Genomic DNA, 14099 nt, shown 5'->3' on the forward strand with positions numbered 1-14099 from the left:
ATTGGGGAAATAGATTTATTTGATAATCCTAAAAAACTAGTTGCATTCGCAGGCATGGATCCCAGAGTCTATGAATCTGGTCGATTCAAAGGAACAGTCAATCGAATCACTAAAAGAGGATCTAGCCGGTTAAGACATGCCTTATTTATGGCAGTTCGCTCAGGAATCCGTGATTCTCGTAAACAGAAAACAACGGATGAAATCATCCCCCGTAACAAGAAGTTACGAGCCTTCTATGATAAAAAGCGAGATGAAGGAAAGCCTTATAAAGTAGCCATAATAGCATGTGCAAACAAGTTGTTACATTGGATTTACGCATTATTGAAAAATAGCACTACCTTCCAAGATATTGCTTAATTTGACAACTTAACCAAGTAAACCAAAACCTTCCAATTAAAGAATAAAGGAGGGTTATTTGGCATGCGTAAATTTAGTATATCATAAGCTATTTTAGATTTTTAGAGAAAAATATTGACAACTATTAGCTGGTTTAGCATAACAACAAATTACAATTTTGACTCACACCACGGACAGAAATCAATTCCTAAACTTGAAGAACCACCATCGTGAATGATCAAACCTTATTCTGTATCTTTTTCATCAAATATGATTATTCTATCTGGACAGTCAAATGGATTTTCATGAATATCACATATGAAATTTGCATGATAATTCATATTCTCACAGCAATGTTTTTTCATACTTCACTTCTCCTCGTATTAGTAAAGCACACGTTAGCGGCATTACTTCTAACATAATAATAACATAATATTCCAAATATATTAGTAGATTTAGTAGAATTTTAACTAATAGAAAAGAAGGTGATCCTACTTTTATTGATCTCCTTCTTTAACTAATGCACCCGCTACCTTAAGAACAATATGTGTGTTTATTCGTAATACCCATTTGGTTTTGGTAATTTTTCTTTTTTCTTCTTTACTAGTCAGAATTCCCTGTGTATAATCTTCCAGTTTGAGAGTTTTAGTACATCTTGTGGGTAATCATGTATCATGATCGTCTGTTAAACTTAGAACGATATAGTCACCTGCATAATCCCCAAGCACTTCTTGTGAAATAGCAAAGTAACCTGGCTCTATTGCGACATCTTTTACTACTTCAGGCATATCCAGTCCAAAGTCAGTAGTTACCCATTTAGAACATGATGGAAAAATCAAGTTTCATAAGCTTCCAGATCAGTATAGTAAGGTGAAAACTGTTTTCATAAGAAGAGCCGATACATTCTTAACACCAACAATCGAAAAGTTTGTTGAGACTATTAAATCCAATAAACAAGATCCTCTTGATCCTCATTTAAGTATATAGATAGGATTGTTCACTAACTCCATGTAAACTCTTGACACAAGGGTACTACATAGTGAGGCCAATTCTTCTTTATTTCTATTGTTTCAAAAAAATAAGAGCACTCACAGATGTTGACTGAACAACATTCGTGAGTGCTATTTTTGAACTACTATCTAAGCACGCATTAATACACCATTTGGGCTTGGTAATTCTTGTTCTCTAATCTGATTCATTTTACAAAAGTGTTCCAAAAATTCTTGTGCTTGCTTTTTTTCCATGGGATCACTTTTCAATGATACGATATCACACAAAATTTGAGCCATCCATTCGTTATTAAAATAACGATATTTACCTGTATTCCATGTCATTTTCTGAGGGAATTTTTCATTTACATAGTACTTCCAAAAAAGCATCTGATCCGATTCATCTTCCGTAAGTTGGAGTCTGTATGTTGAATGAGCCGGAATATACCCATCTTCACAAACCTTACCGATAAAATCTTTTTTCACCATATAAACACCTATGATACGTCGGTCTTTTTCAGGCGTGCCAGGATCTGCTTCCGTTAAAAGAACAGCGCTATTCTGGTGCAAGCGAATGGGCTTGTTTGGCTTTCCTTTGTTCACACCACTTTTTATCGTGCCTGAAAAAACCCTCCAATCTACAGTAGAACTATTCTGTTCTTCTGTATCACACCAAAATACCATTTGTGATTGGGGATGAAGTTTATGATTTTTCATCAGTTTTGCATGTTCCATGCGAAGTTGTTGTTCTTTACGTTGTAGCTTTTTTTCCTCTTCCTTTTTCCATTCTTTCTGCTTTCGGTCCATTTCGTTTTTTTCTATAACCTTTTCCAGTGTAATAGCAGCTTTTTTATCATGCAGTTTTAGATGCTCTCCAAATACATCTGGAAACACAAACTTTTTATTTTCCGTTTCGAAATGTATTTCAATAATAGAATCATTATGTCCAACAATATTCCCCTTGCCAAAACGCTTGTGTGTAACTTTCTTATTGATTAGATTCATAATTCTAATCCTCCTTCTTATATAGAAACTCGCTTCGTCATAAGATAGTTATTTCATTTAACTACCCTATATTTACAGCTCACACAATTGTTTGAATCCGAGGTATTTGTAAGTGTCACTCTGGGAAAGATTTACTTCACCAGTTAACTCCTACTAATTGAACACCTAAGCTCCATTATTCATTTCCTTTTTTTCAGAATAAAAAAAAGGATATAAAAAAAACGTATCCATCATTCTTTCTGCAAAAAATACATCGGAATATGAAATACGAGCGGTAAAAACAATTGTAAAACTATTATAGCATTTTCAGGAAGAAATCACAAATTTATTATTGACAAGATATTTTATTGTATTGTATAATTAAAATTTTATTTCGTTATCGAGATGCATATCACTTCCGTAGATAGCTCCAGGTCCAAAGAGACAGGTTCCTTGGTTCATTCGATTGTTCCGAGGTACCTGTCTCTTTGGCGTATTTAACCCTTACTCATTCCTCATCACTTTCTCATGTAATTCTAATATTATTCTTCTAAGATTTTAAGATTGTAAATTTATGATAAAGACAATATTAAATTATCTTAATAATACAACTAATGCGAGGTGGAGAAATGGTACTAGAAATTTTTAGGAGAAGAGAGCAGAAATACTTAATTACACGTGCTCAATACGAAATGCTTGTCGAACAAATAGCTTCATATATGCGCTATGACAAGTTTGGTAATGAAGGGAAATACACGGTGACCAGTTTATATTTTGAGAATCTACAACATGCTATTTATTTTGAAACAAAAAATAAACTGAAATTCAGACAAAAGCTACGTCTCCGGATTTACGATGATACCGATATTAATGGATTGGCTTTTTTTGAGGTAAAACAGAAGCATAAAAATGTCGTCAACAAAAGACGAACCGCAATTCCATTAGTGGATGCTTACAGTTACATCAATAAACCTTCCGATGATTTAGTACGGAAATATGCTGCTTCTAACTATCAAATTTTGAAAGAGATTCATCACTTTCGTAAGCTCTATCAATTGGAACCTGAAATGGTCGTAAGCTATGATCGTCATGCCTTTCATTGTATTACGGAGCCTGATTTACGAGTAACCTTTGACTTGAATTTGCGATGCCGAAATGAAGATCTAAATATTGAATATGGTCCATATGGGGATAGCTTCATCGATCCAAATTTGGTCGTGCTTGAGGTAAAAGTGACGGATAGCGTCCCTCTATGGCTAGTTCGAATTCTACAAGATCTAGAGTGTGTACAACGAAGTGCATCTAAGTTCTGCACTAGTTTAGAGTTATTAAAAGGAAATGCTTTACCTGGTACACATCAAGAAAACACATTGATCGGAGTGAGATAACATGGATTTAACTACTACAATTATAGGAATGATGGTGGCAGCAGCCCTCAGTATCATCATTACTACCGTTTATCAAATCACATTTAAAGGAGAGCGTTATTCGCAATCCTTTGTTCATACCATCATAATTATGTGTATTATCGTCTCTGCGGTGATGAATATCATCAGTGATAATGCTGGTGTTGCCTTTGGATTGTTTGCGATATTCTCCCTTATTCGTTTCCGAAGTGCTGTTACAGATGCAAAGGATATTGCTTTTATGTTCTTTGGATTGATTGTTGGAATGGCAGCGGGGTTAAATCAGATTAGTATCGCTGTGTTGCTAACGATATTTGCTTCCGTGGTTATCTACTTCCTCGATAAATTTAATTATGCAAAAGGAAAAGATACGCAAATTTTAAAAATAACAATCCCTGAAAATTTAAATCATGAAGAACTATTTGAGGATATATTGGAAAACAATACAGCAAGCCATGTTCTAAGAAAAGTGGAAACAACCAATCTCGGCACCATGATTCTCTACACGTATGCCATTCGCTGTAAGGAAAAAACAAAGGATCAAGACCTACTAAATAGTATCCGAGAGCGTAACGCCAACCTAAAAGTCTCCCTTTCTTATTTAGAAAACTTGGAATAGTAGTTAGTATCTGGTTCCTGTCACTTCCCGAAATATGTCGCCCGTCGACATATTTCCGGATGTGACAGGAACCTCAAAAACCCTTAAACAAAAATATTTAGTTGTACAAGCTCTTTTTTCTGAATAGAAATAAGTAGATATGTTTCTATCATTAAAGGAGTGTTTGTTTTGGGTGTCTTTTTTAGTTATATTCTGTTAGGTTTATCACTTGCTGCACCAATTGGGCCAGTTAATGCTGCACAGTTAGATAGGGGTATTAAAGGAGGGTTTTTACCGGCTTGGTTTGTCGGACTTGGTGCTATTACCGCGGATGCATTATATATGCTTATTGTTTACTTAGGAGTTGTCCATATTGTAGAGATCCCGTTTGTACAAACTTTCCTATGGTTATTTGGAGGATTTGTTTTAACCTACACTGGAATCGAGAGTATGATTAGTGCCAAAGAAATAAAGGCTGGACATGAAAGAACAAAAGAACCCTTACATAAGTCTTTCTTTGCAGGGTTCATCATGTCTATTACAAATCCATTAACGATTCTCTTTTGGTTAGGTATCTATGGATCAGTATTAGCAAAAACTGCATCCAGTTACGGGCTAGAAACCTTAATTCTGTATAGTGGAGCCATCTTTATCGGTTTATTAACATGGGACATTGCTATGGCTGCAGTTTCAAGTGGCTTCCGAAAAGTATTAAACGAACGAGTACTCACAGGAATTGCAATCTTTTCCGGGTTAGCCTTAATTGGGTTTGGGTTTTACTTTGGCTGGCAAGGTGTTTCTTTATTATTGGAGCCTTAATAAACTTCTGCTTCCTTTTTCCATTTTTTATTCATCATGTATGCAGCGATTCCAATAATAGCTACAATCCCGATACTGATAAAAAGTCCTGGCCTGTTAGTTTTATCCAGTATCGTACCACTAATACCAGCTAATAATAACGCAATACCTACGTAGTACATTATTTTATCCTTTAATGGAACTTCGTAAAGTTTTCTAGCAGATAATATAATAAATAACCAATTGTAAAGAAGCATTAACCCTGCACCTGTCGTAACATAGGCATATATTTTTTCCGGTAGTATTAGGGACATAATGATAGATACTGTAATCCCTAAAATAAGTAACCCTAAAGATGCAATGGGTACTGCCAATTTTCCTTGCTTTGCAAATAAGGATGGAGCATCTTTGTCTTCTGCTAAGGAAACGAGAATTGTTGTAACTCCATAGAACGACGCCACCATCGTGGAGAAACCAGCAATAATTAATGCTCCATTGAAAATATGTGGTACAAACCCTATATCAAAGTCCTTTAAAGCAACAATAAAAGGACTTTCTTCCGTATTAAATTGATCCCAAGGCATCAAAACTAACGCTAAAGCTAAGGCAATGGTATAAATCGTGACTAAAGATAAGATCATTACTCTTCCAGCCTTAGGAGCTTCTTTTGGTTCTTTTAATTGGACGGCCATTAACCCCATTACCTCAACACCTCCGAAAGCATAGAAGGCAAAAATGAGACTAGACCAAAATCCTACCCATCCCGTTGAAAAAAATTCATGGATACTTCTTGGTACATGTAATGATTGAACACCATCAAATAATCCAAAAACAAACGCCCCAGCAATGATAATAAACATGAGAATGGCAGCAGTCTTGATGACTGCAAAAACATTCTCAATATTACTCATCTTCTTTGCACCCACTAGTAAAACAACAAGTCCTAATACCGCATATCCAATAGCAAATAGCCACATTGGAATATCCGGAAACCAAAATCGCGAAAAAATAGACAGTGCAGTAAGCTGACTCCCCATAATTAATATCTCAGAAAACCAATAAATCCAACCTATACTAAATCCAGCCCATCTACCATATGCTTGTTTAGCATACGTTCGAAATGCCCCCTTTTCTGGGTGTTTAGCTGTTAATTTCGCTAACGCATTAAATACAATATAGGTCGCTAGCCCAGCTAATATAATCCCTAGTATAATTGATGGCCCACCCTGTTTAATACCAATACTCGATCCTAGAAAGAACCCCGTACCAATGGTACAACCAACACCAAATAAAGATAATTGCCACCACTTCATATTTCTCTCTTCTTCTTTTGACTGAGCCATGATGTTCCTCCTTCTATATCCACTATTTAAAATACCCAAGTCAGCAGAAATAAATTTAGTCATATTCTGCTATGGCTATCGTGAATTTAAAAGGAGGTTGGAGTATAGATTTCTACATGATACTTCTTTTAACTTGCTTTACATAGAAGAAACGTACGAGCAGGAAGTAAATAATTTGAATAAGAGCAAAGCTTCCTAAGACGATGGATGCTTCTTCTATTAGATTGTAATCAAACATATGAGATAAAGCAGTAAGTGCCACAGCACCATGAATTAATGCAACAACAATTGGTGAAAAGAACAGAAGTGCAATTTGTCGGTTCACTACTTTTTTTAACTCTGCTTGTGTCAGTCCAATCTTGGCAATAGAGCGGAACTTCTGCTTCTCCCCTTCTAAATCCGTAAATAGTCGGAAATATAAGAAGCTTCCTGCTGAGACAAAGAACACAATCCCAATAAACAATCCAATAAATAATATTGGTCCAAACGCTTTGTTAATTTCAAATAGTGAATAATCAACGGAAAATGCTTTATACTCCAATTGTTCATTTAACTTTTTACCCGCATCTAGTACTTGATCATGTTGTCCTTCATTCGCTTTCCACGCGACATTTATTTCACTACGAACTGGTCTACCAAGGTTTTCATAAACCTTGTCATGTACTACATAGTACCCATTTATTTCCGATAATACCTCAGACTCTACTACATGACTCGGCTGAACTTCTTGTCCGTTATCCAGTTGGACACTAGATTTCATCAGCACTTCACTTGCCTTTGGTCCTCCCGCTACAACCGCACCACTTTGTTCAACCACAATTGCTTCATTTTCCTTCAGGCTTAGTTCAGTTTCCCCGCCTAATGCTGCAAATCGATTGTAATCAGAAGCTCTAACTATTAACACATTACGATCTTTCTCATGAGTATCAAAATAGGTTAACTCAATCGATTCCATCTTTGCATCAATATTTTCTTCCTGTAAGATAGCGTTAATTTCATTAATATCCTGCTCAATGATTTCTTCACTATCTCCTCCCCAAGGACTATACGTAACTGTATATGGATTAACTTCCTTTATTCCTTTCGTTAAGTAAGATTGAAACCCATACAAGGTACCTATTGCACTAAATGCAACAGTTGAAATAATGGCTACCATAAAAAATGTTCGAGCATTATCTTTCATTCGGAATGATAAGTCAGAAAACAGAAGCATATTGGTTTTCCGCCAGAAGATAGACTTATTCCTTTTTAGTTGCCGTATGACATATACACTTAATTGGGTAAATAATAGATAGGTTCCAAGGGTAACAACGATAATAACAGGAACCATTGCAACCACAACGTTTACTCCCTTTACATAAAGAGCTGTGCCATAGCCAACTATAAGTAACAGCGCTGCCAGAATAGATAATATCACAGAAGCTTTCGGTTCTCCTTTAGACTGCTTATCCCCTTTAATTAAATTTACCAGTTTATTCGTACGAAGAATAACGGAAACAAAGACAGATATACAGAAGAAAAGAAAAATAAAGCTTACTAACGTTATGACAATCGCTAATGTAGGAAAGTAAAAATAAAGTGATTCACTAATAATTAGTACATTCTCAGCAACTAATAGTATGGCTTTTGCAAATACGAGACCAGCCAAAATACCAGCTACCGTCGCTAAAAAGCCAATAAAGATATTTTCTAAAAAAACCATCCAACGAATTTGCTTATTGGAGGCACCTAGCATGATTAATAAGCCAAACTCTTTCTTTCTCGATTGCAAGAAAGAACTCATCGAATATAAGACAAAAAAGAAGGAAAACACATAAATGATTCCCCCAGCAACCGCCATGCCAAAAAGGGCATTTTCATTTACCGAACCACCTGAAAAAGCTGGATGGAACGCAAAGATCGCAAACGTAAAGAATACCATAACCGTGAACATGCTACTAAGAAAATACGCAATATACAATCGTTTGTTGCGTAACACATTATTAAACGCGAACTGACGAAAAGTCATTGCCGTCGCCTCCCATCAAGGAGAGCATATCGATAATCTTTTGGAAAAATGCTTGTCTATTCTCCCCACGATGTATTTCAGAATGAAGCTTCCCATCGCGGATAAAAACGACTCGGTCTGAATAACTAGCCGCTTGAGGGTCATGTGTTACCATTAACAAACTTGTTTTTTCCTTCTCATTGATGGAAACGAGCATACTCATTACATCTTTTGATGCCTTCGAATCCAAGTTCCCAGTTGGCTCATCCGCTAACAAAAGTTTTGGCTCATGAATCATCGCCCGTGCAATCGCTACTCGTTGTGCCTGACCACCAGATATCTCATATGTGCGTTTATTCATAATTGATTCAATACCCAGACTAACCGCTAACTTACTTGCCTTCTCTTTCATAACTTTTACACGGGCACCATCTAAGGTTAGCGGCAGGACGATATTTTCTTCTACCGTCAATGTATGCATTAAATTGAAATCCTGAAAGATAAATCCTAGTTCATTTCTACGGAATTTAGCTAACGCATTTTTGGTTAGCTTGTGAGGGTTTTTCCCATCTATTTCTACTTCCCCTGTTGTTGGTTGATCATTTGTAGAAATAATATTTAGAAGTGTTGTTTTTCCACTTCCGGAAGGTCCCATAATCGCAACAAACTCGCCTTTTTCTATTTCTAAATTAATATCGTTAAGGGCGCGGTAGGCTACCTTCCCTTCATAAACCTTACTTACTTTTGATAGTTTAAGCATAATCAATCTCCTCTCCAATGCTTCTATTAAAAGTATAGCCTGAGCATATAACGGTATACTATCGATTATGCTTTCATAAACCTTACATCGATGTAAGGTTTTGTGTATTGGAAAAGATAATCCGGACGGTTGTTCCTTCACCGACTGTTGATTCTAACTCGATGCGATGTTCAAGCCTCTGTGCTACTTCCTTTACCAAATAAAGTCCCATACCTGTTGATTCACGATATTTCCGCCCGTTTTCTCCCGTAAAAAACTTATGAAAAACGCGTTTCTGATCAACGACAGGGATACCAATTCCAAAGTCCTTTATCTCCAGGACAGCCTCCCCAGACCTTTCATATAGAGATATGATTAGTTGGTTAGCCTGACCAGCAGAATATTTAACGGCATTATGTATTAATTGCGCAACTAAAAAGAAGAGCCACTTCTCATCCGTCTCCACCGTGATTCGGAGCCTTTCTTCCTTTAATTGCGGATACACTTCATTTCGAATGTAAAACCGTTTGTTATCCTGATTCACCTCATGTACTAACTTGGAAAGCGTGACTGGTTTTATCTGAAAATCTTCTGCAATGGTACGAAGTCTAGCCATGTAGAGAACGGTGTTTAGCCCATTTCGCATCCGCTCCGTTTCCTCCCGAATGCTAGAGGATTCTGGCTCGTCCAGGTCCTGAGCTGTTAGTTCAATAACCGAAAGGGGTGTCTTCATTTGGTGAACCCAGCGATCCATAAACATTAAATGTTCGTCCTGTCTATCCTCCGCCTTTTGAATCTCCTCTTGATATAATCGATATTGGGAGATTAATAATTGATCTAATGCAACTGATATCGGTGCTGATTCCGTTACCTCTAGCGAACTATCTAATGATTCCATTGGTTTTTCTATTCTTTGGTAGAAATTTCTTCTACTTATATATCGATAAATAAGAAAAGCCGCTAATAGTAAAAGTGTTAGAAAAATAGCATAGATACTTACACCGACGCCACGATAACCATCTAACCAAAACAAACCAATGAGGAGAAAACATTGGATAAGTTGGACCAGGATAAGTAGGAAGTGTTCACGAAGATATAATTTCATGCTTGCCCCTCTTCCCACGTAACTCGGAGACGATATCCAGCTCCCCGGACTGTTTCCACAGCTTCCTCAATTCCTATCTCTTGAAATTTTTTCCGAACGCGAGCAATATTAACATTTAAGGTATTTTCATCGACATATACTTGTTCATCCCAAAGCTTTACCAATAAATCTTGCCTTCCAGCAACACGGGGGTAACGATCTAGAAGACTTTCGATAATATCTGCCTCTTTCTTGGTCAATTGCGTCACCTTATTGTTAAAGTGTAGCTCCAATCGTTCCGGATATAAACTTAGTGCCCCTTGGCTAAGGACTCTTTCCACATGCTTTGTCGAGTATTCCCCGTATGCACGGCGCATGTGGCTACGGATTTTAGCCATCACGATATCTGGATGGAAAGGTTTGGTTATAAAATCATCTCCACCATTCTCAAGTGCCATTACTTGGTCCATCTCACCAATACGAGCTGATATGAAAATCACTGGGCAAATAGACTCCTTGCGAATTTGTCTACACCAGTAATACCCATCATAACTAGGCAAATTAATATCTAGCAATAATAGATCTGGTTGTACATCCCGAAATATGTCCAAAATTTTATCAAAATCGTTCGGAACGCTAACTTCATATCCATACTTTTCTATGTAGGAACTCAAATATTCGGCAATTTTTATGTCATCTTCAATAATCATGATTTTCTCCATGGTTGGCTTCTCCTAGACTATATTTTAATTCAAGTTTAATTTAATAGTTGGATTCCATCAAATTGTAATATAGATTTTTTGGCAGAATTCCGGAGAGATGTAAACTAGTCTTACTTTTCCCTAATAAATAAATCCATTTCCAAATCGGAATGGATTTATTATTAACCCTGGTTAAGTTAAGTGCTCTACACAAAACTATAAATAATCCCTCTTACTTAGACAAAAGTAGTTCCAATAATAAATTCAAGTACCGCAAAACGTTTGATATGGACGATTTGACGGTTGTGGTGGTTTTGCGTATTCTTCCTGTTCCGGTGTGTAGGCGTATGGATTGGATAGAACCTGTAGTAGCCGCTCCATCACCTTATAGTCATCTTTTTCCAATGCTGCCTCTAAGGCTTCTTCAACCTGGTGATTACGCGGAATGATAGCTGGGTTACTTTTTCGCATTAGCTGAAGTGATTCTTCTTCATTTTCTTGTTGTCTTTCTAGCCTCGCCTTCCATTGCTCATACCACATCTTAAATTCTTCTTTGTCCATCAATCCTGATTCCTCGAGTTTATTCGTAGATAATGCACGGAAGGTATTGGTATAATCAGCATGATATTGTTCCATTAGCTTTAGCAGAATGTCCATTAAAGGCTTATCATCTTCCACGCTATTGAATATACCTAGTTTAGCTCTCATGCCAGTAATCCAGTTGTCCTGATACAAGACTTCATAAGATGATAGAGTGCTCTCTGCTATGTCCACAGCCTGTTCTTGGTTTTCATGTAATAGCGGCAATAATGCTTCTGCAAATCTGGCCAAATTCCAAACACCGATTCCCGGTTGGTTTCCATAAGCATAACGCCCTTGTCTATCGATAGAACTAAAGACGGTTGACGGGCTATATTCATCCATGAATGCACAAGGACCATAATCAATCGATTCTCCACTAATAGTCATATTATCTGTATTCATCACACCATGTATAAATCCAACTAATTGCCATTTAGCAATGAGATTAGCTTGACGTTCGATAACTTTTTCAAGAAAAGATTTATAAGTGTTCTCATCCTCTGCAACTTCTGGGTAATGGCGATTAATGGTATAATCGGCTAGGGCGCGTAGTTCGTCAACTGTACCCCAATTAGCTGCATATTGAAACGTCCCTACACGAATATGGCTTGTGGCTACACGCGTTAGTATAGCCCCAGGTAAAGGCTTTTCCCTCATCACTGTCTCACCTGTTTTCACAACCGCTAAACTGCGTGTCGTAGGAATGCCAAGTCCATGCATTGCTTCACTAATGATGTATTCCCGTAGCATTGGTCCAAGTGTTGCACGACCATCCCCACCACGTGAGTATGGTGTTCGTCCAGAACCCTTCAACTGAATATCAAACCGATCACCAGAAGGCGAAATGTGTTCACCAAGTAATACCGCACGTCCGTCCCCTAACATTGTAAAATGCCCGAATTGATGACCCGCATACGCTTGTGCAAGTGGTGCTGACTCTTGTGGAATTTCATTTCCAGCAAAAGTCGCTACACCACTAACACTTTCCAGTTCCTTCTTATTCAAACCTAGATTAGTTGCCAATGAAGTATTAAACACCACTAAATTTGGTGACCTTACAGGTTCAGGTTCTATATGTGAGAAGAATTTCTCAGGTAAACGGGCATAGCTGTTATCTAATTTCCATCCTATTTCATTAAATCCCTCTGTAATCTTCATCTTATCTTCCTTTTCAGTTATTCCATTCCTTATCATTTCCTACCTTTAATAACTTGATTTTAGTGTCTGCTCTTTGCAACTAATTATGCTAGTCACCGTGTAGGGGGATATTGGAATAATAATCAATAAAGAACCATCTGCCGCGAGCCGTAATAGGCACCCAAACAATTGCCAAATTACTACATCATGCATTACCATTATCATATAAAATATGGACAGTTTTTTCTATTGTCATAAAAAAGGAAGATACCATGTTACGATCATTTCGAAAAATCCATCAGTTCTTTGTCGACAAATCGATCAATAATGGTGTAATTTTACACCAACGGTATCGAGTCGTTGACCTTCTTGGAGCTGGAAGCTATGGCATGGTCTACCGATGTAATGATATACATTCCAAGGAATGTAAAGTAGTCAAGCAACTTAGGCCCAGTAAACGTAAGAATAAAAAAGAAATTCAACTTTTCAATCATGAGAAAGCAATTATTCAGAAACTGGATCATTCACGTATGCCAATATTCTATGAAGCATTTTCAGAGGACAGAAATTATTATTATGTGATGAGTTTAATCCAAGGTAAAAACCTTGAAGAAGCAATTTTTTCACATCAAAAGACTTTTGATGAAAATGAATCGTTACGATTTGTTTCTAAACTATTGGAATTAGTGGATTATCTACATATGAACGACATTTTCCATCTAGATCTGCGGATACCAAATATCATCATTAAAAATGATGAACCTCATTTAATTGATTTTGGTTTAGCAAAGGTTCCGAATGCTTCCACTAACAAGGAGAATGCAGAAGAGTTAAGACTTCAAGATTATTATGATATCGGGGATGTTTTATTGTATTTACTTTATACAACCTATACTACTAAAAAGAATAAAGCTCTACCCTGGACAGAAGAGCTTTCACTACAAAACGAAACTGTTTATTTACTTAAACGATTATTACGTATCGATACACCTTACTCAACTATAAAAGAAATTTCGAGTGATTTTCAGGCTGCGATAAAGGCTAATGGATTGGTTGAATGAGTAATATAAATACTTAACTACTTCTCCAACTTTTGCGCTTATACCGTTTACTACCACCATATGGATTGTATTTATGACGCTTGCTACTACTACCGAAGTAATGGCCATGTTTTCGGCTGCTGCTACCTCCATAATAATGCCTATGCCTGCGGCCACTGCTTCCCGACATATACTTCAGTTGCTTTATGATTTTTTTAAACATATTCTACCTCTTTTCAGATTCTTATATGTTTTATTACTATTACTCTAACATATTTATTCTACAATCCACATATTTAAGCCTCATTTAAATCTTATGGTATAAAGTTCTAGAGTATCCTTTCCGACCAAATGAGTCTGGCATGTGACCGAATA

The 14099-nt window shown here is 36.8% G+C and carries 13 protein-coding genes and 1 pseudogene; 5 read left to right on the plus strand and 9 right to left on the minus strand.

The features are described from left to right. Nucleotides 1–357 (plus strand): IS110 family transposase (locus TY11_RS13880; protein ID WP_042144526.1); only part of this gene is annotated, 357 nt, incomplete at its 5' end. A gap of 149 nt (nucleotides 358–506) precedes the next feature. On the opposite strand, the pseudogene TY11_RS21175 reads toward TY11_RS13880, so the two are convergent. The 3 genes and pseudogenes from TY11_RS21175 to TY11_RS13890 all read right to left on the minus strand — a co-directional run bounded on the left by TY11_RS21175 (nucleotide 507) and on the right by TY11_RS13890 (nucleotide 2330). After that, a pseudogene (locus tag TY11_RS21175) lies at nucleotides 507–701 on the minus strand (DUF6980 family protein). A gap of 300 nt (nucleotides 702–1001) precedes the next feature. Continuing rightward, nucleotides 1002–1175, minus strand: coding sequence for a hypothetical protein (locus TY11_RS20430; RefSeq protein WP_231495830.1), 174 nt, complete (start codon nucleotides 1173–1175; stop codon nucleotides 1002–1004). Nucleotides 1176–1475: 300 nt separating this feature from the next. Next, nucleotides 1476–2330, minus strand: coding sequence for a hypothetical protein (locus tag TY11_RS13890; protein WP_042147328.1), 855 nt, complete (start codon nucleotides 2328–2330; stop codon nucleotides 1476–1478). Between the two features lie 608 nt (nucleotides 2331–2938). Here TY11_RS13890 and TY11_RS13895 point away from each other — a divergent pair. The 3 genes from TY11_RS13895 (at nucleotide 2939) to TY11_RS13905 (ending at nucleotide 5132) form a co-directional block, all read left to right on the plus strand. Continuing rightward, nucleotides 2939–3697 carry a polyphosphate polymerase domain-containing protein gene (locus TY11_RS13895; RefSeq protein WP_042147330.1) on the plus strand — a complete coding sequence of 253 codons (759 nt, stop codon included), beginning with the start codon at nucleotides 2939–2941 and terminating at the stop codon, nucleotides 3695–3697. Between the two features lies 1 nt (nucleotide 3698). Beyond that, nucleotides 3699–4334 (plus strand): DUF4956 domain-containing protein, encoded by a 636-nt coding sequence (locus TY11_RS13900; protein WP_052345846.1) that lies wholly within the window; start codon nucleotides 3699–3701, stop codon nucleotides 4332–4334. Between the two features lie 168 nt (nucleotides 4335–4502). Next, on the plus strand, nucleotides 4503–5132 hold the full coding sequence (locus TY11_RS13905; protein WP_042147333.1) for a LysE family transporter: 630 nt from the start codon (nucleotides 4503–4505) through the stop codon (nucleotides 5130–5132). On the opposite strand, the gene TY11_RS13910 is transcribed toward TY11_RS13905, so the two are convergent. The 6 genes from TY11_RS13910 to TY11_RS13935 all read right to left on the minus strand — a co-directional run bounded on the left by TY11_RS13910 (nucleotide 5129) and on the right by TY11_RS13935 (nucleotide 12705). Then, complete coding sequence (locus TY11_RS13910; RefSeq protein ID WP_042147335.1) at nucleotides 5129–6454, minus strand: amino acid permease; 1326 nt, start codon at nucleotides 6452–6454, stop codon at nucleotides 5129–5131. The genes TY11_RS13905 and TY11_RS13910 overlap by 4 nt on opposite strands. A gap of 112 nt (nucleotides 6455–6566) precedes the next feature. Then, on the minus strand, nucleotides 6567–8462 hold the full coding sequence (locus TY11_RS13915) for an ABC transporter permease (protein WP_042147338.1): 1896 nt from the start codon (nucleotides 8460–8462) through the stop codon (nucleotides 6567–6569). Next, nucleotides 8437–9201: an ABC transporter ATP-binding protein gene (locus TY11_RS13920; protein WP_042147340.1), complete on the minus strand. Its 765-nt coding sequence runs from the start codon at nucleotides 9199–9201 to the stop codon at nucleotides 8437–8439. Before TY11_RS13920 ends, TY11_RS13915 begins: the two co-directional genes overlap by 26 nt. Nucleotides 9202–9283: 82 nt before the next feature. Further along, a complete protein-coding gene (locus tag TY11_RS13925) occupies nucleotides 9284–10285 on the minus strand; it encodes a sensor histidine kinase (RefSeq protein ID WP_042147342.1) in 1002 nt (333 codons plus the stop codon). Further along, nucleotides 10282–10986: a response regulator transcription factor gene (locus TY11_RS13930; RefSeq protein ID WP_042147345.1), complete on the minus strand. Its 705-nt coding sequence runs from the start codon at nucleotides 10984–10986 to the stop codon at nucleotides 10282–10284. The genes TY11_RS13925 and TY11_RS13930 overlap by 4 nt, the downstream gene beginning before the upstream one ends. A gap of 243 nt (nucleotides 10987–11229) precedes the next feature. Continuing rightward, nucleotides 11230–12705 carry a protein adenylyltransferase SelO gene (locus TY11_RS13935; protein ID WP_042147407.1) on the minus strand — a complete coding sequence of 492 codons (1476 nt, stop codon included), beginning with the start codon at nucleotides 12703–12705 and terminating at the stop codon, nucleotides 11230–11232. Nucleotides 12706–12956: 251 nt separating this feature from the next. Between TY11_RS13935 and TY11_RS13940 the strand changes: the two genes are divergently transcribed. Continuing rightward, complete coding sequence (locus tag TY11_RS13940; protein WP_042147348.1) at nucleotides 12957–13745, plus strand: serine/threonine protein kinase; 789 nt, start codon at nucleotides 12957–12959, stop codon at nucleotides 13743–13745. Nucleotides 13746–14099: the final 354 nt, after the last annotated feature.

This window comes from Paucisalibacillus algeriensis, from assembly GCF_000577245.1.
Classification (GTDB): Bacteria; Bacillota; Bacilli; order Bacillales; family Amphibacillaceae; genus Ornithinibacillus.

What these genes read in the sequence shown, in the direction of transcription:
- TY11_RS13940 (WP_042147348.1), top strand. Translation starts at nt 12,957, where the DNA reads ATGTTACGATCATTTCGAAAAATCCATCAGTTCTTTGTCGACAAATCG.
- TY11_RS13915 (WP_042147338.1), bottom strand. Translation starts at nt 8,462, where the DNA reads ATGACTTTTCGTCAGTTCGCGTTTAATAATGTGTTACGCAACAAACGA.
- TY11_RS13930 (WP_042147345.1), bottom strand. Translation starts at nt 10,986, where the DNA reads ATGGAGAAAATCATGATTATTGAAGATGACATAAAAATTGCCGAATAT.
- TY11_RS13895 (WP_042147330.1), top strand. Translation starts at nt 2,939, where the DNA reads ATGGTACTAGAAATTTTTAGGAGAAGAGAGCAGAAATACTTAATTACA.
- TY11_RS13935 (WP_042147407.1), bottom strand. Translation starts at nt 12,705, where the DNA reads ATGAAGATTACAGAGGGATTTAATGAAATAGGATGGAAATTAGATAAC.
- TY11_RS13910 (WP_042147335.1), bottom strand. Translation starts at nt 6,454, where the DNA reads ATGGCTCAGTCAAAAGAAGAAGAGAGAAATATGAAGTGGTGGCAATTA.
- TY11_RS13890 (WP_042147328.1), bottom strand. Translation starts at nt 2,330, where the DNA reads ATGAATCTAATCAATAAGAAAGTTACACACAAGCGTTTTGGCAAGGGG.
- TY11_RS13920 (WP_042147340.1), bottom strand. Translation starts at nt 9,201, where the DNA reads ATGCTTAAACTATCAAAAGTAAGTAAGGTTTATGAAGGGAAGGTAGCC.
- TY11_RS13900 (WP_052345846.1), top strand. Translation starts at nt 3,699, where the DNA reads ATGGATTTAACTACTACAATTATAGGAATGATGGTGGCAGCAGCCCTC.
- TY11_RS13925 (WP_042147342.1), bottom strand. Translation starts at nt 10,285, where the DNA reads ATGAAATTATATCTTCGTGAACACTTCCTACTTATCCTGGTCCAACTT.